This is a genomic window from Pseudomonas sp. 67(2021) (genome assembly GCF_017491835.1).
Classification (GTDB): Bacteria; Pseudomonadota; Gammaproteobacteria; order Pseudomonadales; family Pseudomonadaceae; genus Aquipseudomonas; species Aquipseudomonas atacamensis.
Genome location: NZ_JAFGYL010000007.1, coordinates 115,293 through 141,973, shown reverse-complemented (window position 1 = coordinate 141,973; position 26,681 = coordinate 115,293). Strand labels below are relative to the sequence as shown.

Sequence of the window (26,681 nt, the reverse complement as noted above, 5' to 3'; positions counted from 1 at the left end):
TCTGCGTGGGAATGCAATCCGGGACGCTCTGCGTCCCAAAAGATCGCAGCCTTCGGCAGCTCCCCAATGAGCCGCGCCCGTCAGTCCCGCATTTGGCCGAACCGCCGCCCCATTGCCTTGTTATAGTTCGGGGCTTATTTCCCAGCCCGGTAAAGGATCACTGCCATGACTCAATACTCCGCCTTCAGCGTCGAACTGGCCGACAACATCGCCCATGTGCAGATCAATCGCCCGGAAAAGATCAACGCAATGAACGCGGCGTTCTGGAGCGAGATTGTCGAGATATTCCAATGGATCGACGATACCGACGAAGTCCGCGCGGCAGTCCTCAGCGGTAACGGCAAGCATTTTTCCTCCGGCATTGACCTGATGATGCTTGCCGGCGTCGCCAACGAGCTGGGCAAGGACGTGGGCCGCAATGCGCGCCTGTTGCGGCGCAAGATCCTCAATCTGCAAGCCTCGTTCAACGCCGTCGACAACTGCCGCAAACCGGTGCTTGCTGCGATTCAGGGCTATTGCCTGGGCGGGGCAATTGATCTGATCTCAGCCTGTGACATGCGTTATGCCGCCGAGGACGCGCAATTTTCCATCAAGGAAATTGACATCGGCATGGCCGCTGACGTCGGTACGCTGCAACGGTTGCCGCGAATCATCGGAGACGGCATGCTGCGTGAACTGGCTTACACCGGTCGCACCTTTGGCGCCGAGGAAGCGCGCAGCATGGGCCTGGTCAATCGCGTCTACAGCGACAAGGACACGCTGCTCGAAGGCGTGTTCGGCATTGCCCGCGACATCGCGGCGAAGTCGCCGATTGCCGTGACCGGCACCAAGGAAATGATCAGCTACATGCGCGACCATCGCATCGACGATGGTCTCGAATACGTTGCCACCTGGAACGCCGCCATGCTGCAATCCACCGATCTGCGCGTGGCCATGGCCGCCCACATGAGAAAACAGAAACCCGAATTTCTGGATTAAGTTAACCATGACCTCTCGCTGGACCACTGCAGTACTCGACACCGATCAACCCGGCGGCTGGGCCGTAGCGCGCAGCCCGGAAGGCTTTCTGTTCGATGACAACGGCGCGCTGTTCCCGCGCGAATGGCTCAAGCGCCAGGACCTTTCAGTCCTCGCCGAGCATGGGATTGGTCATCTGGATGGCGAGCCGGTGTATCTGCTCGAGTTGCGCAGCGTCAGCGAAGTGCCCGGATGCGGCTGGAAAGGCTTGCGGGCGTTCATGCTCGAAGGCGATCACACGCTGTACAAAGTGCTCGGTTATGCCGCACAGATCGGCACTTGGGCACGAGAGCATCGCTTCTGCGGCAACTGTGGCCAGCCGATGACACAAGTACCGCGCGAACGAGCGATGTATTGCCAGCCGTGCGAGCTGCGCAGTTATCCGCGCATTTCACCGAGCATGATCGTGCTGATCACCCGTGGCGACGAAATCCTTCTGGCACGCTCGCCGCGGTTCGTTACCGGGGTTTACAGCACGCTGGCCGGTTTCGCCGAGCCGGGGGAATCAGCCGAGGATTGCCTGATTCGCGAAGTTCGCGAGGAAGTGCAGATTGAAGTGAAGAACATCCAGTACATCGGCAGCCAGTGCTGGCCGTTCCCGCACTCGATGATGCTCGGCTTCCATGCCGAATATGCCGGTGGCGAGATTGTCTGTCAGGAAGACGAGATCGAGGACGCTCAGTGGTTCAACGTGCATGACCTGCCGCCGTTGCCGGCGTCGCGTTCGATTGCCCGTTACCTGATCGACGTCTATGTGGCGCGGCGCTTAGGCCACGCTGAACCAGTGCTGCCAGGCTAAGCGCACGGTCAAGCCGAGCACGACGGTGATGAACACCGGACGAATGAATTTGGCGCCGCCGCTGATCGCGGTACGCGCGCCAAAGAACGCTCCGACCATCACCGACAGGCCCATGCACAAGCCAATGATCCAGTCGACCTGACCGGAGAAGATGAACACCGACAGCGCCGCGATGTTGCTGACAAAGTTCATGCTGCGCGCCACGCCGCTGGCCTTGACCAGATCAATCGGGTACAGCAGCAGACTGCTGACTGTCCAGAACGCCCCCGTGCCGGGACCGGCCACGCCATCATAGAAGCCGAGGCTGAAGCCTTGGGTCGATTGCCATTTCTTTTTGATCGGCGCGTCGCTGTCCAGCGGCGCTTTCGGCGTGCCGCCAAACAGCAAATACAGGCCACAGGCGAAGACGATCACCGGCAGCATCTTGTTTAGCCACTCGGCCGGCAGGTAATGCGCAACCACCGCGCCAGTGAGCGCGCCGACCAGGGTGCCGACAATCGCGTGGGTCCACTGGCGTGGGTGGAACAGTTTGCGCTTGTAGAAGGTGAAGCTGGCGGTCGCCGAACCGAAAGTCGAACTCAGCTTGTTGGTGCCCAGCACCAGGTGCGGCGGCAGGCCCGCCGTCAGCAGCGCCGGCGTAGTCAACAGACCGCCACCGCCAGCGATGGCATCGATGAAACCGGCAAGGAAAGCAACAGCAGCCAGAATGGCCAGGGTGGTGAGGTCAACGCTGAGTTCGAAAGGCATGGATTCGGCTTATTCGGCAAGGCGCAGAACGTGGGCTGCGGGGAGGGCGGTTATGTTACCTGTATCGAACTGTTGCGGCGAGCCAGAGCATGCCGTCGTCAATTACAGTGTGGAATACATTCCTGTGTAGGAGCTGCCGAAGGCTGCGATCTTCCGGGGCGCGTGGGAACGATCAAATCAAGATCAAAAGATCGCAGCCTTCGGCAGCTCCTACACAGGGGTGGGTTGGCTTTAGAGACCGAGTTCACTCAGCCCCGGATGATCATCCGGCCGGCGGCCCAGCGGCCAGTGGAATTTGCGCTCGCTTTCCTTGATCGGCATGTCGTTGATGCAGGCATAGCGCTGGAACATCAGGCCGTTGTCGTCGAACTCCCAGTTCTCGTTACCGTACGAGCGGAACCAGTTGCCCGAATCGTCGTGCCATTCATAGGCATAACGCACGGCGATACGCGTATCGGAGTAGGCCCAGAGCTCTTTGATCAAGCGATAATCCAGTTCCTTCGCCCACTTGCGCGTCAGAAATGCCTTGGCCTCTTCGCGGTTGTTGGCGAACTCGGCGCGATTGCGCCACTTGGTATCGAGGGTATAAGCGAGCGAAACCTTTTCCGGATCACGGCTGTTCCAGCCATCCTCGGCCAGACGTACCTTCTCGATCGCTGACGCATGGTTGAATGGCGGCAATGGCGGACGTACCTGGGCTGCATTCGACATGTTCAATCTCCTGATTCATTTAATGTATGAACAACAAGTCCGGCTTATTAAGAGTTACAGGCCCAATAACTTTCGCGCCATGCATTGCGCATTATCGGCGGCACTGTGATCACCCATCACAAGCGCTACGGTAATGGCGCCTTCAATCAGGATCAGCAACTGTCTGGCCAATAGTTGCGGATCCTCGGCACCATATTCGGTACACAGCTTGCTCACGTAGTCGAGCAGCTTCTGTTTGTGTTCTTTGGCCACCAGCCGCACCGGATCCTGCGGATCGCCCGTTTCGCCGCTGGTGTTGATAAAGGCGCAGCCGCGAAAGCCTTCCGAGTCGAACCAGCCCTTGAGCACGGTAAACAGGTTGAGCAGGCGATCAACCGGGGTTTCGGCCTGATCGACAGCATGTGTGAACCAGTGCATCCAGCGAACATCGCGTCGCTGAAGCGCTGCGACAACCAGTGCGTCCTTGTCGGCAAAGTAACGGTAAATGCTTTTTCTGGAGACGCCGGCGGTCTTCACCAGAAGATCCATGCTGGTGGCAGCGATGCCACTTTTGTAGATCAACTTTTCGGTGACATCCAGAATGATGTCGCGTGTGTCATTGCTGATTGATTCGTTCATGTGGCGAACAGTAGAACGAGTGTTCTCCTTGGTCAAGCGATTTTCTTCGGCGTGTGTGAAAACGCTTTCGGGAGCAGGCTCGCTCCCACAGGGAAATGCATTTCAACGGTGGGAGCGAGCCTGCTCGCGAAGGGGCCATTACGGACACTGACAAGACCCGGCGCAGACGATGGTGTAAGCTCTCAAACTCTTCGGAATCGAACCTTGCGAGCCTTATGCCGTTGCTTTTCAAACGTTCTCTGCTGCCCAAACTGCGCAGCTTCGCGCTGACCGCCGAGGCGGTGAGCATTCTGTCCAGTGCTGCCGAATTCCGACGCTGCCTGCTCGAGCAAATCGCCGCAGCGACCCAGCGCATCTACATCGTCGCGCTGTATCTGCAGCAGGACGAAGCCGGCCAGGAAATCCTCGATGCCCTGCACGCTGCCAAACTCAAGCGTCCCGAACTGGAAATCGCCGTGGTGGTTGACTGGTTGCGCGCCCAGCGCGGCCTGATCGGCGCGGGCAAGCAGCCGGGCAACGCCGCCTGGTATCAGGACATGACCCGCACACATCAGAGCGAAGTGCCGATCTACGGCGTGCCGGTGCAGACCCGCGAGCTGTTCGGCGTGCTGCACCTCAAAGGCTTCGTGATTGACGACAAGGTGGTCTACAGCGGCGCGAGCCTCAACAACGTCTACCTGCACAAACTCGACAAGTACCGTTTCGACCGTTACCACGTGCTGCGCAGTCGCGAGCTGGCGGATTCGATGCATCACCTAGTCAAGCATGGCCTGATCGAATCGAAAGCCGTGCACCGCCTCGACCTGCCCAACCTGCCGACTACCCGCAGCCTGCGCAACGACATCGGCGATCTGCGCAGCCGTCTGAAATACGCGACTTATGACACCGGCGCCGGCAGCACCAGCCGAGAAGGTCTATCGGTCACGCCACTGCTCGGCGTCGGCAAGAACAACCCGCTGAACCGGGCGATTCTCGAGCTGATCGCCAGCGCGCAAAAGCAGCTGACCATCTGCACGCCGTACTTCAATCTGCCACTGGGTGTGATTCGTGAGATCAATCGAGCGCTGACCCGTGGCGTAAAGATCGATATCGTGGTCGGCGACAAGACCGCCAATGACTTCTACATTCCGCCGAGCGAGCCGTTCAAGGTGATCGCCGCGCTGCCGTATCTGTACGAAATCAGCCTGCGCCGCTTCGCCAAACGCCATCAGCACAGCATCGACAGTGGCCAGTTGAACCTGCACTTGTGGCGTGACGGTGACAACACCTATCACCTTAAAGGCATGTGGATCGATCAGCGCTACACCTTGCTGACCGGCAACAACCTCAACCCACGGGCGTTCCGCCTCGACCTGGAAAACGCGCTGCTGATCGAAGACCCGAAAGGCGAGTGGCTGGAGCCACGGGCGAAAGAGCTGGAAAACATCTTCCGCCATACCACGCGGATCGACAGCTTCCAGACCCTGGAAACACTGCCGGATTACCCGGCAGGGGTGGCGAAGTTTCTCAAGCGGGTGAGTCGGGTGAGGATTGAGCGGTTGCTGTACAGGATTCTCTAGAGCTGCTGAAATCGCTATCGCGGGCAAGCCCGCTCCCACAGTGTTCGATGTCGTTCACAAAGCCTATGCACACCTGGAAACCTGTGGGAGCGGGCTTGCCCGCGATGAGGCGCTGAAGATTTAATTCAGACCCAACTTCCCGCGCATCATCGACAAATCCTCTGCCAGTGTATTCACCGGCCCGACCAGCGCTTTGCGGTCGTTGTCCTTGACCTTGTCATAGGTCTCAAATCCGCCATCCGCATTCTTGTACTTGGCCAGAATCCTGTCGACCGTGGCGAGGTTCTTGTCGACTTTCGCTACGAACGCCTTGTCCTGCTGTTCGATCTGCGGGCGGAACAAGTCGACGATCTTCTTGGCGCCGTCGATATTGCCCTGGAAGTCATACAGGTCAGTGTGGCTGTAGCGGTCTTCCTCGCCGGAAATCTTCGTCGCCGCCACTTCTTCCAACAGCGCAGCAGCGCCGCCAACGACTTTTTCCGGCGGGAAGGTCAGACCGGCCACACGGGTTTGCAGATCCTGCACGTCTTTGTTCAAACCGTCGGCCAATGCGTCCAGGCCTTGGGTGGATTTCTCCGCGAACAACGAATATTCGATCCGGTGAAAGCCAGTGAAGTCCTCGGCCTTTACGCCTTTTTCGTGATCGTCGACACGCGAGTCGATGGACGCATCGAGATCGCTGAACAGCTCGGCAATCGGCTCGATCGACTCGTAATAAACCCGCGTCGGCGCGTAGAGCTTCTGCGCGGTGGCCAAGTCGCCTTTCTTCACTGCGTCGGTGAACTGCTGGGTGTGGCTGGCCAGTTCATCGAGCTTTTCGGTGACGTAAATCTTGTAGTCCGACACCGGCCCCACCAGATCCAGCGGCGCAGTCGCGGCGAACGCCGCCAGCGGGGTGTTGAGCAAACCAAGGGTCAGCAATAACGCGAGTGGCGTTTTTTTCATGGGGCGGCTCCAGTGTCGGTTGGGTGTCATGCGGTTTTGTTTTGGGAGGTGGCAGCCAGTAACGAGCGACCGATGAAATCGTCATCGCCGGTCACGCCGGGCAGGGTAAAGAAGTAACCGCCGCCGACCGGTTTGAGGTATTCCTCAAGCGGTTCGCCGTTGAGGCGGGTTTGCACGGTGATAAAGCCTTGTTCCAGGTCGGCCTGGTAGCAGATGAACAGCAGGCCCATGTCGAGCTGGCCGTTCTTGTTGACGCCGTTGGAGTAGTTGAACGGCCGCCGCAGGATCAAATTGGCCTGGGTCGCGGCGGTGCGCGGGTTGGCCAGACGAATGTGCGCATCGAGCCTGGTCAGCTTGCCGGCGGGGTCCTTGCTGTAATCCGGCACTTCGCTTTCCTTGTGGCCGCCGATGGGGGCGCCGCTGCTCTTGACCCGGCCGAGAATGCTTTCCTGCTCCTGCAACGGCGTGCGATCCCAGCGCTCGACGAAGTTGCGGATGATGCGCACCGCTTGATAACTGCCGTGGGCAGCCCAGGCCGGTTCGTCACTGTCCGGTTGTACCCAGACAATCCGCTCCATGGCCTTGGCGTCGTTGGAATCAGGGTTGGCCGAGCCATCGCGAAAACCGAGAAAGTTGCGCGCCGACTGCGCCGGTACACCAGGTTTGGCCGGGGCTTGCGGCGGGACGCTGCCTTCCTGTTTCCAGCGCACCAGCAACAGATCAGGAAGATTCTTGACGATGTCGCGCAGGGCGTGAATGTTGGTGTCGGCGGTGTTGGCGCAGAACTGCAGGCTCAGGTCGCCATGGCAGCAATCGGCGTCCAGCGCATCATTGGGAAAGCCGACCATGCGTTGCAGACGCTTGGGCTTTGCCGCCGCCAGACCGAAGCGCTCGTCGAACAGCGAATCGCCGACGGAAACGGTGATGGTCAGGTTGTCCGGGGTGACCACCGGGCCGAGGATGCCGGAGTCCAGCGGTGGCAGTTTCGGGTCGATCTGCGCGACCAGGCCGCCCTTCATCAAAAACGCGATGCGTTCGTTGAGGGTGCGGAACAGCCTCTCGAGGTCTTCGCGATCGCTGGCCAGCACATCGAACGCCACCAGCATCCCGGAGGCCGGGCGCGGGGTGACGATGCCGGCCTGGTGCACACCGTGGAAATCATGGCGGTCTTCGGTCTTGTCGCTGCTCGGCGCTTCGGTGACTTGCGCAGGCTGCGCGGCCATGGCCGGGCAGCTCAGCGCCGAGCCGGCAAGGGCGACACCGGCGGCGCCCATGCCCATCAGCACGCGACGTCGTTGCAGGTTGAGAGGTTCTGAATCGTTCATCTGTCGTGGTCTTCTGCTTACAGGCCGGAAAGGCCGAGGGCGGGGTCGATGCCATCCATTGCCGCGGCCAGAGCCTTGGCTTTGGCGGCGATCTGCTGGCGTTGCGCGGCGGTCACGGCGTCGTAACTGACGTAGCCATCGGCGGATTTGTACGCGTTGAGCTGGTTGTCGAAGTCACTCATGGCCTGGTCGATATTCGCCAACACGTCAGCGGAGGATTTGCTCAGCATCGGGCGCAACAGGTCGACGACCTTGCGCGCGGTCTGCGCGTTGGCGGCGAAACCGTTGAGATCGCTGTGGCTGTAGCGTTCTTCCTCGCCGCTGCCGGCGCGCACCTCGGCGAGGCTGTTGAGGTTGCGCACGACGATGCCCACCAGTTGCTCCGGCGGCAGTGACTGCGCGAGCAACTGTTGCTTGAGGGTGGTGACATCTGCGAGCAAGCGCTGGGCAATCGGCGTGACATCGTCGAGATTGCGCTGCTGGAACAGCGCGTATTCGAGGCGATGGAAACCGACAAAGGCCGGATCCTGCTCGCGCTTTTCGAAGTAATCGGCGCGGGCATTGATCTGATTGTCCAGCTCGGCCAGGCGCTGCGCCGCCGGCGCCAGACGCTGATAGGCAGCACGCGCCGGCAGGTACAACGCTTGCGCCTGATCGAGATTGCCACTGGCGATCGCCTGATTCAGCGCCGTCGCCGCTTTGATCAACGCGCTGCCCTGAACGGCCAGATACACGCGAAATTCCGACAGCGGCCCGACGAACGCCACCATCGACGGCTTGGCCTTGGCGGCGGCATCGGAAGCGGCCGTCGGGGTGACGTGCAAGGTGCCGCGCGGGTTGCTGAGCAAGCCGCAAGTGATCGCATAGTCGCCCGGTTGCAGGTTGGCGTTGATCACCTGGCTCAGGCCCGGCGCGATGTTTTCCCGCTCTTCGACCACCAGCACGCCGTCGAGAATTTCCCACTCGACCGCACGCTCGGAGCGGTTGACGATGCGGAAACTGGCGCGGCCGGCCGGCACCGTCAGTGCGTTCGGCTCGCAACTGTGTGGATGGATGTTGACGACGATTTCGTCGTGGTTGTGCTGACGCTTGGCGGCGGCCATGTTCGAGGCGTACCAGAACAGCCCGCCGGCGGCGATCATCAGCAGCACCGAGCCGGCCAGCGCCCAACGCAGGGCCGGAGGTGTTTGGGTAGTAGACATGAAGGGCCTTATTGGCTGGAAACGGAAGTGGTTGGCGTCGCCTGGCGAGGCGCGGGCATGAAGAACATCACCAGTGCCAGCAGCAGATAAATCAGGTACGCGCCCAAGGTGCTGACGGTCGGCGCATCCTGATAACCGAACATGCCGGCCAGCACCGAGCCCAGCGGGCCGTCCATCGGCAGCGTCGCGCTGAAGTCGAACAGCACCGTTTGCAGGTGATTCCACAGCCCGGCTTCATGCAGCGCCTGCACCGAGTTGGCGAGAATCCCGGCGGCGACCACGAGGATGAACAATCCGGTCCACTTGAAGAACGCCGAGAGATTGAGGCGCATGCTGCCGCTGTAGATCAGGAAACCGACGATCACCGCCAGGATCAGGCCGAGCAGGGCGCCAATCGGCGCGCCCGGGCCTTCGCTTTGCTGGAACACGGCGAGCAGGAAGAACACCGTCTCCAGGCCTTCGCGAGCGACGGCGAAGAAAACCATGGCGATCAATGCAATCACCTGATGCCTGGAGTGCGTCAGCGCCTGATCCAGCGAGGCTTGCAGCGAGTGCTTGATCGACCGCGCGACCTTGCGCATCCAGAACACCATCGAACTGAGAATGCCCACGGCGACCAGACCGACCACGCCTTCGAACAACTCCTGCTGCTTTTGCGGGAATTCAGCGCTCACCAACTCCAGGCCACCGCCGACCAGCAGGGCAAGGGCGGCGGCGAGGAAGACGCCGATCCATACGGCCGGCATCCATTGGCCACGGCCGGTCTGCTGCAAATAACTGGCAATGATGCCGACGATAAGCGCGGCCTCGATGCCTTCGCGCAACATGATCAAAAAGGGAACGAGCATTGGCGAGCCACAGCGATTTAGATAGGAGGCTAAGTTGTAACATAATGACACTCATTCCCAAATGGCATTCATTGACATTTAGCTGAACCTTAGCTGAACAACTGTCATTCCTGCTCGCGAATGCGGTATGCCTGTGACATTTGTTTATCTGACACACCGCGTTCGCGAGCAGGCTCGCTCCCACATTGGCCCTGCGGTGACTTCAGCAGCTGGGTTAAGATGCCCACCACCCAAAAAACAACAAGGCTCACCTCGCTCCATGGCAGAAAAAGACACCATTGCCATTCAACTGGTGCGCGAAGCGCTGCTGCAAAGTTGTGCCCCGGGCGCGGCGACGGATGAGGCGTTGAGCAAGGTCGGCATCGATCCGGCTTTGTTAGCGGCCGATGAGGGCAGGGTGCCGGCCTCGCAATACGCCAGACTCTGGCGCCTGCTGGCCAGACGCTGTGATGACGAGTTCTTCGGCATGGACCCACGCCCGCTCAAGTCCGGCAGCCTGGCGTTTCTGTGTCGCAGCGCAATGGCGCAACCGACGCTGGCGGCGGCGCTGGATACCGGCCTGACGTTCCTTTCGCTGATGCTGGAAAAACTGCCGGCGCAACTGGTGCATCAGCAGAGCCTGGCGGAAATCGTCCTGCTCGAAGACGACGCCGAACCGCGCCGCGCCTTCACCTATTTCACTTACTGGATGATCGTGCACGGCGTCGCGTGCTGGCTGGCCGGGCGGCGGATTCCGATTCTGGCGATTGAACTGCGCTGCGCCGAACCTGATTTCACTGACGACTATCGGGTGATGTTTTCGGAAAACCTGCGCTTCGAACGTCCGCGCACACGAATGATCTTTTCCGCCGATTGCCTCGATCTGCCGGTCAAGCGCAGTGCCGAAGAACTCAAGCGCTTTCTGGCCCAGGCGCCGGCGAACATTCTGGTCAAGTACCGCGACCCCGACAGCCTCGCCAGCCGGATCAAGCAGGATCTGCGGCAAGTGCCCGCCGAGCACTGGCCGGAAACCGAGGCGCTGGCCCAGCAACTGTGCATGTCCGCGTCGACATTACGCCGGCGTCTGGCCGAGGAAGGGCAGACTTATCAGGGTCTCAAGGACAGCGTGCGAAAGGAATTGGCAATCACCTGGCTGGCAGAGCCCTCGATCAGTTTCGTCGAGATTGCTGCACGGCTGGGCTTTGCGGATGCCAGTTCGTTCTACAAGGCGTTTCGCAAATGGTCCGGGTCGAACCCGGGGCATTACCGCACACTGATCCTCAATGAGGTGGTCTGACCCGACGCCTTCGCGAGCAGGCTCGCTCCCACCCAGGGCCGCGTGACCATTCCCTTAAAAGGCTTGGCCAAACCAGTCAGCCACTTTGATAACTTTGACCATTGCCCCAAGCCCCGCGCGGCGCGACTATCCCTGTGTTGTTTACGGTTCCCAGCCTAATAAAAACACCGAGGGATTCTGGCAATGCGCGATTACTTGTCTGCCACCGAACAGTTCGATTATCAGCACACCGTCGACGCGTCACTGCGCGGCACGCTTGCGGCACTCAACGCCTGCGTCGAATGTTGCGACCGCCATGCCTTGCCTGGGCGCATTGCGTTGTTCTGGGAAGGTCGCGACGGCTCAAGTGCGACTTACACCTTCACTGATCTGCAAGACAAAGCCGCGCGTTTCGCCAATTTCCTCCTGGCCCAGGGCGTGCAGAAGGGCGACAAGGTCGCCGGCCTGCTGCCGCGCAACGTCGAATTACTCATCACCGTGCTCGCCACCTGGCGCATCGGCGCGGTGTATCAGCCGCTATTCACTGCATTCGGGCCGAAAGCCCTCGAACATCGCCTGAACAGTTCCGGGGCGAAAGTCGTGGTCACCGATGCGATCAATCGCCCCAAGCTCAGTGAAGTCAGCGCCTGCCCGACCGTCGTCACCGTTGGCGGTGAGAAAGGTCAGGGCATCGTTCGTGGTGATTTCAGTTTCTGGGCTGAGCTGGCCAACCATTCCAACGTTTGCGAACCGTTGTTACTGACCGGCGAAGACCCGTTCCTGCTGATGTTCACCTCGGGCACCACGGGGCCGGCGAAGGCACTGTCAGTGCCGCTCAAAGCCATCGTCGCTTTCCAGAGCTACACCCGTGATGCGGTGGACCTGCGTCCCGAAGACGCATTCTGGAACGTCGCCGATCCGGGCTGGGCCTATGGCATCTATTTCGGCGTGACCGGGCCGTTGGCGCTGGGCCACCCGATCACCTTCTACGATGGCCCGTTCACCCTCGAAAGCACCTGCCGGGTGATCAACAAATATGGCATCACCAATCTCACCGGTTCGCCCACTGCCTATCGCTTGCTGATAGCCGGGGGAGAGGAGTTCGCCAGATCGATCAAGGGCAAACTGCGCATCGTCAGCAGCGCCGGTGAGCCGCTGAACCCGGAAGTGATCCGCTGGTTCGCCGATAACCTCGACGTGGTCATTCACGATCATTACGGCCAGACCGAACTGGGCATGGTGCTGTGCAACCACCACGGCCTTGAGCACCCGGTGCATGTCGGCGCCGCTGGTTTCGCTTCGCCGGGCCATCGCATCGTCGTGCTCGATGAGCAATACAACGAACTCGGCGTCGGTCAGCCGGGCATCCTCGCCATCGACCGCCCGCAGTCGCCGATGTGCTGGTTCGGCGGCTACGAAGGCGCGCCGACCAAGGCCTTTGTTGGCAACTACTACCTGAGCGGCGACACCGTGGAGTGGAACCCGGACGGCAGCATCAGCTTCGTCGGCCGCAGTGATGATGTGATCACCACTTCGGGCTACCGCGTCGGCCCGTTCGACGTGGAAAGTGCCCTGATCGAACACCCGGCCGTGGTCGAAGCGGCGGTCGTCGGCAAGCCCGACCCGGAACGCACTGAACTGGTCAAAGCCTTCGTCGTGCTGAGCGCGCAGTTCCGCGCCGCGCCGGAGCTGGCCGAAGAACTGCGCCAACACGTACGCAAGCGCCTGGCCGCGCATTCGTACCCGCGTGAAATCGAATTTGTCAGCGAATTGCCCAAAACCCCGAGTGGCAAATTGCAGCGCTTTATCTTGCGCAACCAGGAAATCGCCAAGGCTCAAGAGGCCGCGGCGCACAACGTTTCAGCTTGAATCCAAGGAAACACCGTCATGCAGATCGAGAACAAGGTTTTTATCGTCACCGGCGGCGCGTCAGGCCTCGGTGCCGCCAGCGCTGAATTGCTGGTCAGTGCCGGCGCCAAAGTCATGCTGGTCGACATGAACGCCGAAGCCGTCGCCGCTCAGGCTCAGCGCCTCGGTGCGCAAAGTGTAGTTGCCGACATCAGCAATGAAGCCGCCGCCGAAGCCGCTGTGCAGGCGACCGTTGCCGCATTTGGCGGCCTCAACGGCCTGATCAACTGCGCCGGCATCGTGCGTGGCGAGAAAATTCTCGGCAAGAGCGGCCCGCATGCCCTGAGCAGTTTCGCGCAAGTGATCAACGTCAACCTGATCGGCAGTTTCAACATGCTGCGCCTGGCCGCTGCGGCGATTGCCGAGAGCGAAGCCAATGCTGATGGCGAGCGTGGTGTGATCATCAACACCGCCTCGGTCGCAGCGTTCGACGGTCAGATTGGCCAGGCTGCGTACTCGGCTTCGAAAGGCGCGATCGCCAGCCTGACCCTGCCGGCCGCCCGCGAACTGGCGCGCTTCGGCATCCGCGTGATGACCATCGCACCGGGCATTTTCGAAACGCCGATGATGGCCGGCATGACCCCGGAAGTGCGCGACTCGCTGGCCGCCGGCGTGCCATTCCCGCCGCGTCTGGGCAAGCCCGCCGAATACGCCGCGCTCGTGCGCCATATCATCGAAAACAGCATGCTCAACGGCGAGGTGATCCGTCTCGACGGCGCCTTGCGCATGGCCGCCAAGTAAGGAGGATTAGTCATGACTATGTCCAATGATCCGATTGTTATCGTCAGCGCCGTCCGCACGCCGATGGGCGGTTTTCAAGGTGAACTGAAAAGCCTTACCGCACCGCAACTCGGCGCGGCGGCGATCAAGGCTGCGGTCGAACGCGCCGGTGTCGCCAGCGACGCGGTTGATGAAGTGCTGTTCGGTTGCGTACTGCCTGCCGGCCTCGGCCAGGCGCCGGCACGTCAGGCTGCGCTGGGTGCCGGGCTGGATAAATCGACGCGCTGCACCACGGTGAACAAGATGTGCGGCTCGGGCATGCAGACCACCATCATGGCCCACGACATGCTGCTTGCCGGCAGTGCCGACGTGGTGATTGCCGGCGGCATGGAAAGCATGTCCAACTCGCCGTACCTGCTCGATCGCGCCCGCGCCGGTTATCGCATGGGCCATGGCCGCGTGCTCGATTCGATGTTCCTCGACGGCCTCGAAGACGCCTACGACAAGGGCCGCCTGATGGGCACCTTCGCTGAGGATTGCGCCGAGGCCAACGGCTTCAGCCGCGAGGCGCAGGACGCTTTCGCCATTGCCTCGACCACCCGCGCGCAACAGGCGATCAAGGATGGCAGCTTCAAGGACGAAATCGTCCCGCTGACGGTGACCGTCGGCAAAGAGCAGGTGGTCATCAGCAACGATGAACAGCCGCCAAAAGCCAAACTCGACAAGGTCGCCTCGCTGAAACCGGCGTTCCGCGACGGTGGCACGGTCACCGCAGCCAACTCCAGCTCGATTTCCGACGGCGCGGCGGCGTTGGTGCTGATGCGCCAGTCCCACGCGCAGCAACTGGGCCTCAAGCCGCTGGCGGTGATTCATGGCCACGCTGCGTTCGCTGATACCCCTGGGCTGTTTCCCACCGCACCGATTGGCGCGATCAAGAAACTGGTGAAGAAGACCGGTTGGACGCTGGATCAAGTGGATCTGTTTGAAGTGAACGAAGCGTTTGCCGTGGTCGGCATGGCGGCGATGACGCACCTGGAGATTCCCCACGACAAGCTCAACGTGCATGGCGGCGCCTGCGCGCTGGGCCATCCGATCGGTGCGTCGGGGGCGCGGATTCTGGTGACGTTGCTCGCGGCGCTGCGGCAGAAACAGCTCAAGCGCGGCATTGCAGCGATCTGCATTGGCGGCGGCGAAGCCACGGCCATGGCTGTGGAATGCGTCTATTGAGGTTGACAGTTGACCTTGTGGGAGCGGGCTTGCCCGCGATGGCAATGGATCAGTCACCATCAATGTTGGATGTGACGGCCTCATCGCTGGCAAGCCAGCTCCCACAGGTTATGTGGTTGTTTGGAAGAATTAAGGAATCACCATGATCCCCAACGAAGACCAAACCCAGATCCGCGACATGGCCCGGCAGTTTGCCGAGGAGCGGCTCAAGCCGTTCGCCGCCGAGTGGGATCGCGAACACCGTTTCCCCAAGGAAGCCATCGCCGAGATGGCCGAGCTGGGCTTTTTCGGCATGCTCGTGCCGGAGCAGTGGGGCGGCTGTGACACCGGCTACCTCGCGTACGCCATGGCCCTGGAAGAAATCGCCGCCGGCGACGGTGCCTGTTCGACGATCATGAGCGTGCACAACTCGGTCGGCTGCGTGCCGATTCTCAAGTTCGGCAATGACGACCAGCGTGAACGCTTCCTCAAACCGTTGGCCAGCGGCGCCATGCTCGGTGCGTTCGCGCTGACCGAACCGCAGGCCGGTTCCGATGCCAGCAGCCTGAAAACCCGCGCCCGGCTGGACGGCGATCACTACGTGCTCAACGGTTGCAAACAGTTCATCACCTCCGGGCAGAACGCCGGCATCGTGATCGTGTTTGCCGTGACTGACCCGAGCGCCGGCAAACGCGGGATCAGCGCGTTTATCGTGCCGACCGACTCGCCCGGCTACAAAGTTGCGCGGGTCGAAGACAAACTCGGCCAGCACGCCTCCGACACCTGCCAGATTCTTTTTGAAGATGTGAAAGTGCCGGTCGCCAACCGCCTCGGCGAGGAGGGCGAAGGTTACAAGATCGCCCTGGCCAACCTAGAAGGCGGCCGCGTCGGTATCGCCTCGCAAGCTGTCGGCATGGCCCGCGCTGCGTTCGAGGCCGCGCGTGATTACGCCCGCGAGCGTGACACCTTCGGCAAGCCGATCATCGAGCATCAGGCCGTGGCGTTCCGCCTGGCGGACATGGCCACGCAAATTGCCGTCGCCCGGCAGATGGTGCATTACGCCGCAGCCTTGCGCGACAGCGGCCAACCGGCGCTGGTCGAGGCGTCGATGGCCAAGCTGTTCGCCTCGGAAATGGCCGAGAAGGTCTGTTCCATGGCCTTGCAAACCCTCGGCGGTTACGGTTACCTCAACGACTTCCCGCTGGAACGCATCTACCGCGACGTGCGCGTCTGCCAGATCTACGAAGGCACCAGCGACATTCAGCGCATGGTCATTTCGCGCAATCTCTGACAAGGAATTTTCTTCATGACTTACGAAACGATTCTGCTGGAAACCCGCGACCGCGTCGGCCTGATCACCCTCAACCGGCCGCAGGCGCTGAACGCGCTGAACGCGCAACTGGTCAGCGAAGTGAACCACGCCCTCGATACGCTGGAAGCCGATGCGCACATTGGCTGCATCGTCCTCACCGGTTCGAAAAAAGCTTTTGCCGCCGGTGCCGACATCAAGGAAATGGCTGAGCTGACCTATCCGCAGATCTACATGGACGATCTGTTCAGCGACAGCGATCGCGTTGCCAACCGACGCAAGCCGATCATCGCAGCGGTCAACGGCTTTGCCCTCGGCGGCGGTTGTGAACTGGCGCTGATGTGCGACTTCATCCTGGCGGGCGACAACGCCAAATTCGGCCAGCCGGAAATCAACCTCGGCGTGCTGCCGGGAATGGGCGGCACCCAGCGCCTGACCCGCGCCGTGGGCAAAGCCAAAGCCATGGAAATGTGCCTGAGCGGGCGCATGATCGACGCGGTAGAAGCCGAGCGTTGCGGCATCGTCGCGCGCATCGTGCCGAGCGATGAGCTGCTTGATGAAGCGCTGAAAGTCGCAGCGGTGATCGCCGGCAAGTCATTGCCGATTGCGATGATGATCAAGGAGAGCGTCAACCGCACGTTCGAGGTCAACCTGAGCGAAGGCGTGCGCTTTGAGCGACGGGTGTTCCATGCCGCGTTTGCGACGCAGGATCAGAAGGAAGGGATGGCGGCGTTTATCGCCAAGCGTGAGGCTGCATTCCAAGGCAAATAGATGCGGTGCCTAAGCTGACGCTTTCGCGAGCAGGCTCGCTCCCACAGGATCTGCGCCGTCCAATGTGGGAGCGAGCCTGCTCGCGAAGCTTTTACAGCTGATAGTTCTTCAAATCCCGCGCAATCACCATCCGCTGTATCTCGCTCGACCCTTCATAGATCTGGGTAATCCGCGCATCGCGGTAGTACTTCTCGACTGGGTAATCCTCCAGATAGCCATAGCCGCCATGGATCTGGATCGCCGACGAACACACTTTCTCGGCCATTTCCGACGCGAACAGCTTGGCCTGTGAGGCCTCGGACAAGCATGGTTTACCCGCCGTGCGCAGCCGCGCTGCATGGAGGATCAGCAACCGTGCGGCGTTGATCTGCATGTGCATGTCAGCCAGCAGATTGGCGATGCTCTGGTGCTCAATGATCGGCTTGTCGAATTGCACCCGGTCTTTCGAGTAGGCCAACGCCGCTTCAAACGCTGCCCGGGCGATACCCAATGCCTGCGCGGCGATGCCGATGCGTCCGCCTTCAAGGTTGGACAGGGCAATCGCCAGGCCCTTGCCGCGTTCGCCGAGCAGATTGGCCTCGGGGATGCTGCAGTTGTTCAGCGTCACCGCGCAGGTGTCGGAGGCGCGGATGCCCATTTTGTGTTCGGTGCGATCGACGATGAAACCCGGTGTGTCGGTCGGCACCAGAAACGCTGACAGGCCTTTTTTGCCGAGATCCGGATCGGTCACAGCGAAGACGATCGCCAGTTTCGCCCGCTTGCCATTGCTGACAAATTGCTTGGCACCGTTGATCACCCATTGGCCGTCGCGCAGTTCGGCGCGGGTGCGCAGGTTGTGCGCTTCGGAACCGGCCTGGGGTTCGGTCAGGCAGAAGCAACCGATGGTCTGCCCACTGGCCAGATCGGCCAGCCAAGTCTGTTTCTGTTCGGCGCTGCCGTAGTTGAGCACCGGCCCGCAGCCTACCGAGTTGTGGATGCTCATGAACGCGCCGGTCGCGCCGTCACCGGCAGAGATTTCCTCAACCGCCAGGGCATAGGCGACGTAATCGACGTAAGTGCCGCCCCATTCTTCCGGCACAACCATGCCGAGCAAGCCCAGCTCACCCATCTTCGCCACCAGCGCGTCGTCGATCCAGCCAGCCTTTTCCCACGCCTGGGCGTGGGGTGCGATTTCGCCACGGGCAAAATCCCGGGCCATGTCGCGGATCATCACTTGTTCTTCAGTCAGTTCGAGATCGTGCATGACTCAGCTCCCGCTCTCATCAAAACCATGGAAGAAGCTCGCAACCTGCGCAGCGTCCAGCTCAGCGACGGTCGGCGGGTTCCAGCGCGGTGACTTGTCCTTGTCGATCAGCAGGGCGCGCACGCCTTCGATCAGGTCGCCACGGGCAAACCACTGGCGGTCCAGATGCAGCTCCAGCGCAAAGCAATTCTCCAGACTCAGGTGCCTGCCGCGACGGAGCATTTCCAGGGTCACGGCCATGGCCAGCGGCGAGCGGGTTTCCAGCAGATCCGCCGTGGTGACCGCCCATTCGTGGCTGTCGGCGACAGTGACGGCGCGCAATTGCTCGATCATGCTCGGCACGTCGGGCAGGGCGAAGAAGTGGTCGATGGCCGGGCGCAGCGCCTCAAGTGGGGCATCCGGCAGGGTTTGTACAGCGTGCTTGGCCAGCAGGTTCTGCAGCGACTTGAGCGGCGTGTCCTGCCACTCCATCTGGTCGAGTTTCTCGTCGAGCAGGGCCAGTTTGCTGCTGTCCAGATACCAGTCGGCGAGGCCGCAGTACAGCGCATCGGCAGCGCGAATCTGCACGCCGCTGACGCCCAGATAAATCCCCAGTTCACCGGGAATGCGTGGCAGGAAATAGCTGCCGCCGACGTCGGGGAAATAACCGATGGCCACTTCCGGCATCGCCAGACGGCTCTTTTCGGTGACCACGCGCAGATCGGCGCCTTGCACCAGGCCCATGCCGCCGCCGAGGACGAAACCGTCCATCAGGGCCAGCACCGGTTTGCGGTAGTGATGAATCGTCAGGTCGAGGGCGTACTCCTCGACGAAGAAATCTTCGTGCAGCGTGTCGCCGCTCTTGTAGCTGTCGTACAGCGAACGAATATCACCGCCGGCGCAGAAAGCCTTTTCGCCGGCACCGCGCAATACCACGGCGTGCACATCGGCGTCAGACGCCCAGGCATCGAGCTGCTGTTGCAGCAGACGCACCATGTCCAGGGTGATTGCATTGAGGCCCGCAGGGCGGTTGAGGGTCAGGTGGCCGATATGGTTGCGCACCTCGGCCAGCACGTCGTTTGGTATGGCATCCATGGACGGGGTCCGCCGGGATGAAGCCTGAGCTGTCATCTGTAACTCCCTGCTTTTTATTGTCTTTATTCGAAAAGCCCGCGCGCGGGCGTTAGCGGATCGTAACAGTGCAAATTTGTCGTGTACAACGGGGATATGTGCAGGGGGAATCTGCGTTTTTACATGCCTCGAAATTGCGTGATTATCGGAAGGTTTCGCTGATGCTGCGGCGCTTGGCGTGCAGTTCGCTGGCGTGGATCAGCCGTTCGAGGTCTTCGGGGGTGACGTCGATGAAGGCTTCCATGTCGGCCAGCGCCAGTTTCAAGTCTTCGGCCGTAATCGCCTGGCGGTCGACCGGGACCACTGGCGGTGCCGGGTCGGCAGCGCGTTTCGGATAACGGATGCGGGTCAGGTTGTTATAGGCCAGCGCGCTGACGAGCATGCACAGGGCGCCGAGCATCACCGGCTCCATGGCTTTCCAGTCCATGGCGATGGTCGCAGGGTCGGCCAGCACCAGTGTCAACGCCAAGGCGCCGGCCGGTGGGTGCAGGCAACGCAGCCAGCACATCAGAATCACTGCCATGCCGGCGGCAAGGCAGGCGCTGCCCAGCGTACGGCCAAGCACATGGGCCACCAGCAAGGCGACCACGCCAGCACACAGGTAGCCGCCGAGAATCGACCATGGCTGGGCGAGGGCGCCGGAGGACACGGCGAACAGCAGCACCGCCGAAGCGCCGAGCGGGCCGACCAGGTGAAACGCAACGTCATGGCCGAACACCTGCGCGCACATCCACACACTGAACAGCGTGCCCAAGGCCATGCCGATCGCGGCACGGCTCCATTCAGTGGGGCGGGTGTTGATGGCAGCGGGCAACCAGCGAGCAAGCATGTAGAACTGATCCTTTACAAAATCCGGGGCAAAAAAAAGGACTTGTCCGGCATATCCGGAAAGCCCTCGAAGCGTTCCAACATTGGGGGAGGAACGCGCGTAGTTTGCCGATCAAAATCGATGCTGACAAATTCATATAAATGCAGTTTTAGTGCACTATTTTTGCATTTAAGTGGTGCGCCGCGCGCTGACGAAGCATAGATATCCACCCAGCGCCGCCAAGCCGCTCAGGGCGTAGAACATGCTCAGCGCCGGCGTGTGCATCAGCAGAAACCCGCACAGCACCGGGCTCGCCCCGCCGCCGAGTGCCGCCAGGTTCTGCGCGCCGTAGTAGCTGCCGCGCAGTGCCTCCGGGGCGAGGGTGTCGACGAAGAGGAAGTCTGCCGGGTAAATGATCATCTCTCCCAAGGTGAAGATGAACATCGCCACGCACCAGCCGAGCAGGCTGTCCGCCAAACTGAAGCCAATCAACCCGACGATGAACAGCGCAGTGCCGCCAGCAATCCAGTGACGCAGGTGTTCGCGACTGAGCCAGCGACCGACCTGGTATTGCAGCAGGATCACTGTGATTGCGTTGCAGGCGAGCAGGGCGGCCATGGTGTCCAGGGTCTGTTGCTGGGTGTGGGTGACCAGCAGGTATTGCGACAGGTACAGCGTAAAGCGCCCGTGCACCAATGTGCTGAGCAGGCAACCGAGGGTGAACAGAACCATGGTGCGGTCGTTTTTCAGGATCATCAGCGTGTTGAGGAAACTTTGCGGCGCACTGCCGGAAGTTGTCGGACTGGCATCCCGGGTCGCGCCGAGCAGCAGAAAAATACTGCCAATGGCGATCGCACCGGCAACGATGAACGGCGCGGACGGCTGCACCCCGGCAATCACCACGCCAATCATCGGGCCGACGGCGTAGCCGATATTGGTCAGCGTGTAATTGAGGGAAAACGCCTTGACCCGCTGGCCCACCGGCAGGTTTTCACTGAGGATCGCCTTGGAGCCGATGAGGAACAGCGCCGACGCGGTTTCGCTGATGATCAGCACCAGGGTGACCAGATACAGGTTCTGCGCGAAGGTCAGCAGGATCACGCCGATACCGCTGGAGAGCATGGCCACAATCAGCAACTGGCGCTTGTCCAGCTTGTCGATGATGTAGCCGCCGTACAGCGACAGCAGCGTGGCGCTGAACACGGCGATGCCGAGCAGCAAGCCGACATCCTGCGGATTGAGGCCAAGCTTGTTGCTCAGGAACAGCGTCAACAACGGACTGACCAGGGCGCGGCTGATGACCACGGTCAGCGAGCTGATCATCAACCGGCGGATGAAAGGCGAATACATGGCCACGGAAGGGGAATGTCCTTATTCGGGAAGCCTGGGGCGAAAAAGCTGACACACCATCGCCCCTTTGTAGGAGTGAGCCTGCTCGCGATTGCGGTGGATCAGTCTCTGAATGTGTCGAATGGTACACCGCTATCGCGAGCAGGCTCACTCCTACAAGGGGTTGTGTACAAACGATTATCGCTGACCACCGCAAATCCAGCGTGGGAGCGAGCCTGCTCGCGAAGGCGGCGGTTCAGTCACCTCCGATGTCGCTGACATACCGTATTCGCGAGCAGGCTCGCTCCCACAAGGTCAATTCAGGCTACATCAGACGCCGCCGGCCTGTGCCGCAAGGTGATCGGCAACTTGCACGATTCACCGCGCCCCATCGGGAAATACTGGAAACCATTGCGCGCCAGGCGTCCGGCGTCGTACAGGTTGCGGCCGTCAAAGATGACCGGGCTGTTGAGGCGCTGTTTGATCAGCTCGAAATCCGGGGCTTTGAACTGTTGCCATTCGGTGCAGATGATCAGCGCATCGGCGCCGGCCAGTACCGATTCCGGCGTGCCCATCAGCATCAGTTTTGATTCGTTTGGATAGAGACTCTGGGTTTCCACCATGGCCTCCGGATCAAACGCGCGCACGCTGGCCCCGGCAGCCCATAAATCTTCGAGCAGAACCCGGCTCGGTGCGTCGCGCATGTCGTCGGTGTTGGGTTTGAACGCCAGGCCCCACAGGGCAAAGGTCCTGCCGCGCAAATCGCCCCGGTAGAACGCGTTGATGCGTTCAAACAGCTTGTGCTTCTGCCGCTGGTTGATCGCCTCAACCGCTTGCAGCAGATCACTGGAGCAATGCGCCTGTTCGGCACTGTGAATCAAGGCGCGCATGTCTTTGGGAAAACACGAACCGCCGTAGCCGCAACCCGGATAGATAAAGTGATAGCCAATCCGCGTATCGGCACCGATGCCCTGGCGCACTGATTCGATGTCCGCGCCGAGGTGCTCGGCGAGTTCGGCGATCTGGTTGATGAAACTGATCTTGGTCGCCAGCATGCAGTTGGCGGCGTATTTGGTCAGCTCGGCGCTGCGCAGGTCCATGAACAGGATGCGGTCATGGTTGCGGTTGAATGGCGCGTACAGATCGCGCATCACATCGCGCACTTCCGCGCCTTCGCAACCGATGACGATACGATCCGGCCGCCGGCAATCAGCAACCGCTGAACCTTCCTTGAGAAATTCCGGGTTGGAGACGATATCAAACTGCAGCAGGCGGCCAATCTTGATCAGGGCCTTTTCGATGTGGCTGCTCAAAGCGTCACCCGTGCCCACCGGCACCGTGGATTTTTCCACCACGATCAACGGCTGCTGGCGATGCCGGGCAATCGCGTCGCCGACCGACAACACGTAGCGCAGGTCCGCCGAGCCGTCCTCCCGTGACGGCGTGCCCACCGCGATGAACGCAACCCGCCCATGCAACACCGCAAACCGCTCATCAGTGGTGAATTGCAGGCGCTGCGAATCCAGGCCCTCACGCACCAGGCTAGCCAGCCCCGGCTCGAAAATACTGACGTGGCCCTGGCGTAACTGCTCGATCTTCTGCGCGTCGACATCCATGCACACCACGTCGTGACCAACCTCGGCCAGCACCGCCGCTTGCACCAGACCGACGTAACCACTGCCAAACACCGTGATCTTCATGCCGCACTCCTGTTCGCAGTCCCTGCATTGAACATAAGAGCGCGATGTTTCAGTTCGCCTACCGTGCAGATAAAGCCGCAAACAGACCGTTCGGGGAATGCCCGATTGACTTTTACGGCCTCGAACGGCAGGTTGTCGGCCTTTCGCGGCAACCCCTGTCATTGAGTCACGCCGTTTTTTTGCGTTTCATTTCATGCATTTATTGTTTTTGTTGAATCGTTTTTTATTTCAAGGCCGTTTCGTTTGAGTGATTTGTCGAGTACCCAACCTGCACCGTCCACCAGCAATCCGCTGACCGTTTACCTGGCGCGACTGGCACCTTCCAGCCAGTTGACCATGCGCTATGTGCTGCAAGATGCCGCTGACCGCCTCGGTTTCGAGGACGTCGATATCGAAGATATCCCGTGGCACGGTCTGCAACCGGAAGACGTGGTGGCGCTGGTCGCCGCTTTGCGTGCCGACGGTTATGCACCGAACACCTCGTCGCTTTACGTCAACGCCGTGCGCGGGGTGATGAACGAGGCGTGGCGCATGAGCCTGATCAGCCAGGATCACCTGTTGAAGATGCGTTCGGTCAAGGGCATAGCCGGCACGCGGCTGTCCCAAGGGCGCAACCTCAAGCGCACGCTGATCCACGAACTGATGGAAGTCTGCGCTGCCGACCCGCGCCCGCAGGGTTTGCGTGATGCGGCGGTGATTGCGTTGCTGTACGGCACCGGCATGCGCAAGTCGGAATCGGTGGATCTGGATCTGAGTCAGGTCGACTTCAACGAACGCAGCCTGACCGTCACCGGCAAGGGCAACAAACAGCTGATCAAGTACGCGCCGGCCTGGGCCTTTGCCAAGCTCGACGCCTGGCTGGAACTGCGTCATTCACAGCTCAAGGAAGGCGAGAGCGACGATGCATTCCTGTTCAATCGCATTCGCCGGGGCAGCCACATCACCCGCGAGCGCATCACCAAACACGCGATTTACTACATCGCCCGCCAGCGCGGTACGCAGGTCGGGGTAAAAATCATGCCCCACGATTTTCGGCGTTCATTCATCACCCGGGTGATCGAAGAGCACGACCTGTCGATCGCGCAGAAACTGGCGCATCACAGCAATATCCAGACGACCGCCAACTACGATGTGCGCGATGACAACGAGCGGCGGCGGGCGGTGGATCGCTTCGATTTGTGACGCGATTAGCCCGATGAAGGGCAATTGCGCGCGGTCGTCGCAGCCTGAGTGATTTGTGCAGCAAGCCGTTTGACGTTGTTCTGTTGCGCAGTCACCAGCTCGTCGATGCTTGGCCCTGAAGGCGTCTGCAACACCGAGCGACAGGTCAGTAGCGCCGCGTCTTCAGCACCCAGCGGGCGCACTCGCCATTTCACATCGATCAAGGCGTACTGGCCGGGAATCGAATCGAAGCGCTGCACGTCGATACGCACGGAGGCGCGCTGCTGGCCGACACCGCTGCTCAATTGATCGATCAGCGCGCCGCGCAACTCATCGGCAAGAGTGGCGCTCCACCAATCGGTTTCCAGAATCGCCACGCCACTATTGCCCTGGCGAATCACAATCTGCGCGCGATCGACCTGTGGCGGCACGCTGATGCTTTCAATGGCGATGTCGGCACCGTTGCGGCTGGCACCCGGTTGCGCCGGGGTCAGTGTGTGAAAGCTGATCGGGTCGCTACGGCACGCAGTCAGCAGCACGAAGGCAGCGAGCACGGTGATCTTCAACGGTAAAGCCATGGATGCAGCTCCTGTGCTCAATTGCGTGGCGGTCCTTTGAGGTCCAGCGGCGCGGCGTTGTCGGGACGCCCGCGAATCAGCGACTCAGGGTGGCGACCGAGGTAATCCGACAGCTCTCGCAACGAGCGCGACATGCGCCCGAGTTCGTCGAGGGTCTCGGTGAGTTGCTCACGTTGCGGCGAATCCTCGGCGAGGGTCGAATTGGCCGACTGCAAGGTCTTGCTGACATCGGCGAGGGTGCTCTGTACACCCGGCAGAGTCCTGGCGTTGAACTGCTTCAGGCCCTTGCGCAGCTCGACTAGATTGCCGTCGAGGTTGCTGGCGATGCGTTCAACCGGCAATGCGTTGATCTTGTTGACCATCGCCTCGAGTTTTTCCTGCAACTGTTCGAGGCTGCCAGGGACGGTCGGAATGGTGACCGGCCGTGCCTTAGGGTCGAACGCGACTTTCGGCGCTTTGGGGTAGAAATCCAGCGAGATATACAACTGACCGGTGAGCAGGTTGCCATTGCGGGCCTGGGCGCGCAGGCCATTTTCAATGAACGTGCCGATCAGGCGCGCGCCGGTGGCCTCGTCGTTTTCGTCGCCATGGTAGGTCTTGAGAATCTTCGCGTGGGCACGGCCGAGTCGCTGCGGATAAATGACGATGCCGACATTCACCGGAAAGGTGCGCTTGACCTCGTCAAAGTCGAGATTGACCGCCACCACCCGGCCGATTTCGATACCGAGAAACTCGACAGGCGCATCCACCTTGAGGCCGCGCAACGCCTGATCAAACCGCAGCGCCAGATATTGCGCCTTGCCGTCGGGCGGGGCGAGGGCGGCGGTCTGGTTGGCAAACAGCTCGAAACTCTTGTCGTCGCTGGCCGGCTTATCGTCGGGGCTGTAGTCCGGGGCGCGGAAAGCGATGCCGCCCACCAGCAGGGTCGACAGCGATTCGGTTTTCACCGCAAAGCCGTTGGCGCCGACATTGATGTCGATGCCACTGGCGTTCCAGAAGCGGGTGTTTTCGGTGACGTAGGCGTCGTTCGGCGAATGCACGAAGACTTCGATGTTGACGCCTTTGCCGTCCGGGTCCAGCGCGTAGGACACAACCTGGCCAACCGGAATCTTGCGGTAATAAACGGGGGAGCCGATGTCCAGCGAGCCAAGGTCTGCGGTGTGCAGCGTAAAGCGTTTGCCCGGTTCGCCGTAGGTGATCGGCGGCGGGTTCTCCAGACCTTTGAAGTTTTTTGAGCGGGTATTGGCCTGACCTATGTCGGCACCGATGTAGTCACCCGACAGCAGCGTATCGATGCCCGATACACCGCCGGCGCCGATACGCGGACGCACCACCCAGAATTGCGAGTCCTCGCGGGTAAAGGCTTCGGCTTGCTTGGCGAGTTTGATCGTGGCGTTGACGTGTCTATGGTCGTTGGCCAGTTCGACGTCGGAGACATGGCCGATGACCACGTTGCGGTATCTGACTTCGGTCTTGTTAGCGGTCAGGCCATCGCCGGTCTTGAAGGTAACGGTGATGACCGGGCCTTCCTGAAGGATGTTGTGAATCACCAGCGAAATCCCGACCAGCACCGCCACAATCGGCACGATCCATACCAGTGAAATCGCGAAACGGCGGGTTTTGATCGGCGCTTGACCGGGTGCTAGCGGCTCATCGCTGGCTGACGACTTCATCCATGTCCTCCTCAATTTATCGGGCACTGAGCGTCAGGAACGCAAAAGCACCTCATCAATATAGAAGTGCTTGGCGATAGAGCAAATGTGTATAGCTGGCGTGGGACGCGATTGCGGTGCAAGGAGTTGCCGAAGGCTG

24 protein-coding genes are annotated in these 26,681 nt (G+C 60.9%); 10 read left to right on the top strand and 14 right to left on the bottom strand.

Translation table 11 applies throughout. The features are described from left to right. Window positions 1-165: 165 nt before the first annotated feature. Together J5M66_RS11905 and nudC are read left to right on the top strand one after the other, a co-directional pair. Window positions 166-978: a crotonase/enoyl-CoA hydratase family protein gene (locus tag J5M66_RS11905; protein ID WP_207809089.1), complete on the top strand. Its 813-nt coding sequence runs from the start codon at window positions 166-168 to the stop codon at window positions 976-978. Window positions 979-985: 7 nt separating this feature from the next. Next, entirely contained in the window at window positions 986-1,816 is an 831-nt protein-coding gene (gene nudC / locus J5M66_RS11900) for an NAD(+) diphosphatase (protein WP_125916241.1), read from the top strand. Here the strand turns inward: nudC and J5M66_RS11895 are convergent. The 3 genes from J5M66_RS11895 to J5M66_RS11885 all read right to left on the bottom strand — a co-directional run bounded on the left by J5M66_RS11895 (window position 1,784) and on the right by J5M66_RS11885 (window position 3,892). Continuing rightward, window positions 1,784-2,563: a TSUP family transporter gene (locus tag J5M66_RS11895; protein WP_016774706.1), complete on the bottom strand. Its 780-nt coding sequence runs from the start codon at window positions 2,561-2,563 to the stop codon at window positions 1,784-1,786. The genes nudC and J5M66_RS11895 overlap by 33 nt on opposite strands. A gap of 231 nt (window positions 2,564-2,794) precedes the next feature. Next, window positions 2,795-3,274, bottom strand: a complete 480-nt coding sequence (locus J5M66_RS11890) for a nuclear transport factor 2 family protein (protein WP_130930111.1) — start codon at window positions 3,272-3,274, stop codon at window positions 2,795-2,797. 54 nt (window positions 3,275-3,328) lie between these two features. After that, window positions 3,329-3,892: a TetR family transcriptional regulator gene (locus J5M66_RS11885; protein WP_136493643.1), complete on the bottom strand. Its 564-nt coding sequence runs from the start codon at window positions 3,890-3,892 to the stop codon at window positions 3,329-3,331. 215 nt (window positions 3,893-4,107) lie between these two features. Here J5M66_RS11885 and pssA point away from each other — a divergent pair, with 215 nt between their 5' ends. Next, entirely contained in the window at window positions 4,108-5,451 is a 1,344-nt protein-coding gene (pssA, locus tag J5M66_RS11880; RefSeq protein ID WP_207809087.1) for a CDP-diacylglycerol--serine O-phosphatidyltransferase, read from the top strand. 120 nt (window positions 5,452-5,571) lie between these two features. Here pssA and efeO (J5M66_RS11875) read toward each other — a convergent pair whose 3' ends face one another. Genes efeO (J5M66_RS11875) through efeU form a run of 4 tightly spaced genes read right to left on the bottom strand, consistent with a single transcriptional unit; the run spans window position 5,572 to window position 9,771 of the window. Next, window positions 5,572-6,396, bottom strand: a complete 825-nt coding sequence (efeO, locus tag J5M66_RS11875; protein ID WP_207809085.1) for an iron uptake system protein EfeO — start codon at window positions 6,394-6,396, stop codon at window positions 5,572-5,574. Between the two features lie 26 nt (window positions 6,397-6,422). Further along, the gene (efeB, locus tag J5M66_RS11870) at window positions 6,423-7,721 is read right to left on the bottom strand and encodes an iron uptake transporter deferrochelatase/peroxidase subunit (RefSeq protein WP_123442499.1); all 1,299 of its coding nucleotides are present in this window, start codon (window positions 7,719-7,721) and stop codon (window positions 6,423-6,425) included. Window positions 7,722-7,738: 17 nt separating this feature from the next. Beyond that, window positions 7,739-8,923: an iron uptake system protein EfeO gene (gene efeO / locus J5M66_RS11865; protein ID WP_207809083.1), complete on the bottom strand. Its 1,185-nt coding sequence runs from the start codon at window positions 8,921-8,923 to the stop codon at window positions 7,739-7,741. An 8-nt stretch (window positions 8,924-8,931) separates the two neighbouring features. Next, entirely contained in the window at window positions 8,932-9,771 is an 840-nt protein-coding gene (gene efeU / locus J5M66_RS11860) for an iron uptake transporter permease EfeU (protein ID WP_207809081.1), read from the bottom strand. Window positions 9,772-10,030: 259 nt separating this feature from the next. Here efeU and J5M66_RS11855 point away from each other — a divergent pair, with 259 nt between their 5' ends. From J5M66_RS11855 to J5M66_RS11830, 6 genes are all read left to right on the top strand, one after another. Further along, window positions 10,031-11,047: an AraC family transcriptional regulator gene (locus tag J5M66_RS11855; protein WP_207809079.1), complete on the top strand. Its 1,017-nt coding sequence runs from the start codon at window positions 10,031-10,033 to the stop codon at window positions 11,045-11,047. 183 nt (window positions 11,048-11,230) lie between these two features. Beyond that, complete coding sequence (locus J5M66_RS11850; RefSeq protein WP_207809077.1) at window positions 11,231-12,895, top strand: AMP-binding protein; 1,665 nt, start codon at window positions 11,231-11,233, stop codon at window positions 12,893-12,895. Window positions 12,896-12,913: 18 nt separating this feature from the next. Further along, window positions 12,914-13,675 carry an SDR family NAD(P)-dependent oxidoreductase gene (locus J5M66_RS11845; protein ID WP_207809074.1) on the top strand — a complete coding sequence of 254 codons (762 nt, stop codon included), beginning with the start codon at window positions 12,914-12,916 and terminating at the stop codon, window positions 13,673-13,675. 12 nt (window positions 13,676-13,687) lie between these two features. Next, complete coding sequence (locus tag J5M66_RS11840; RefSeq protein ID WP_125916249.1) at window positions 13,688-14,881, top strand: acetyl-CoA C-acyltransferase; 1,194 nt, start codon at window positions 13,688-13,690, stop codon at window positions 14,879-14,881. A gap of 142 nt (window positions 14,882-15,023) precedes the next feature. After that, on the top strand, window positions 15,024-16,151 hold the full coding sequence (locus tag J5M66_RS11835; RefSeq protein ID WP_095180012.1) for an acyl-CoA dehydrogenase: 1,128 nt from the start codon (window positions 15,024-15,026) through the stop codon (window positions 16,149-16,151). 15 nt (window positions 16,152-16,166) lie between these two features. Continuing rightward, window positions 16,167-16,940 (top strand): enoyl-CoA hydratase, encoded by a 774-nt coding sequence (locus tag J5M66_RS11830; RefSeq protein ID WP_207809866.1) that lies wholly within the window; start codon window positions 16,167-16,169, stop codon window positions 16,938-16,940. A 91-nt stretch (window positions 16,941-17,031) separates the two neighbouring features. On the opposite strand, the gene J5M66_RS11825 is transcribed toward J5M66_RS11830, so the two are convergent. The 5 genes from J5M66_RS11825 to J5M66_RS11805 all read right to left on the bottom strand — a co-directional run bounded on the left by J5M66_RS11825 (window position 17,032) and on the right by J5M66_RS11805 (window position 23,130). Then, a complete protein-coding gene (locus J5M66_RS11825; RefSeq protein WP_123442493.1) occupies window positions 17,032-18,183 on the bottom strand; it encodes an acyl-CoA dehydrogenase family protein in 1,152 nt (383 codons plus the stop codon). A 3-nt stretch (window positions 18,184-18,186) separates the two neighbouring features. After that, window positions 18,187-19,293 carry an enoyl-CoA hydratase/isomerase family protein gene (locus J5M66_RS11820; protein WP_123442492.1) on the bottom strand — a complete coding sequence of 369 codons (1,107 nt, stop codon included), beginning with the start codon at window positions 19,291-19,293 and terminating at the stop codon, window positions 18,187-18,189. Between the two features lie 142 nt (window positions 19,294-19,435). Next, window positions 19,436-20,122: an HPP family protein gene (locus J5M66_RS11815; protein ID WP_024012953.1), complete on the bottom strand. Its 687-nt coding sequence runs from the start codon at window positions 20,120-20,122 to the stop codon at window positions 19,436-19,438. Window positions 20,123-20,290: 168 nt separating this feature from the next. Next, a complete protein-coding gene (locus J5M66_RS11810; protein WP_207809607.1) occupies window positions 20,291-21,457 on the bottom strand; it encodes an MFS transporter in 1,167 nt (388 codons plus the stop codon). Between the two features lie 293 nt (window positions 21,458-21,750). Next, window positions 21,751-23,130 carry a UDP-glucose/GDP-mannose dehydrogenase family protein gene (locus tag J5M66_RS11805; protein ID WP_207809605.1) on the bottom strand — a complete coding sequence of 460 codons (1,380 nt, stop codon included), beginning with the start codon at window positions 23,128-23,130 and terminating at the stop codon, window positions 21,751-21,753. Window positions 23,131-23,373: 243 nt separating this feature from the next. On the opposite strand from J5M66_RS11805, the gene J5M66_RS11800 reads away from it, so the two are divergent. Next, the gene (locus J5M66_RS11800; RefSeq protein WP_306663005.1) at window positions 23,374-24,312 is read left to right on the top strand and encodes a tyrosine-type recombinase/integrase; all 939 of its coding nucleotides are present in this window, start codon (window positions 23,374-23,376) and stop codon (window positions 24,310-24,312) included. A 5-nt stretch (window positions 24,313-24,317) separates the two neighbouring features. Here the strand turns inward: J5M66_RS11800 and J5M66_RS11795 are convergent, their stop codons facing one another. Continuing rightward, window positions 24,318-24,869: a PqiC family protein gene (locus tag J5M66_RS11795; protein WP_136493346.1), complete on the bottom strand. Its 552-nt coding sequence runs from the start codon at window positions 24,867-24,869 to the stop codon at window positions 24,318-24,320. Between the two features lie 17 nt (window positions 24,870-24,886). After that, complete coding sequence (locus tag J5M66_RS11790; RefSeq protein WP_071172432.1) at window positions 24,887-26,542, bottom strand: MlaD family protein; 1,656 nt, start codon at window positions 26,540-26,542, stop codon at window positions 24,887-24,889. Window positions 26,543-26,681: the final 139 nt, after the last annotated feature.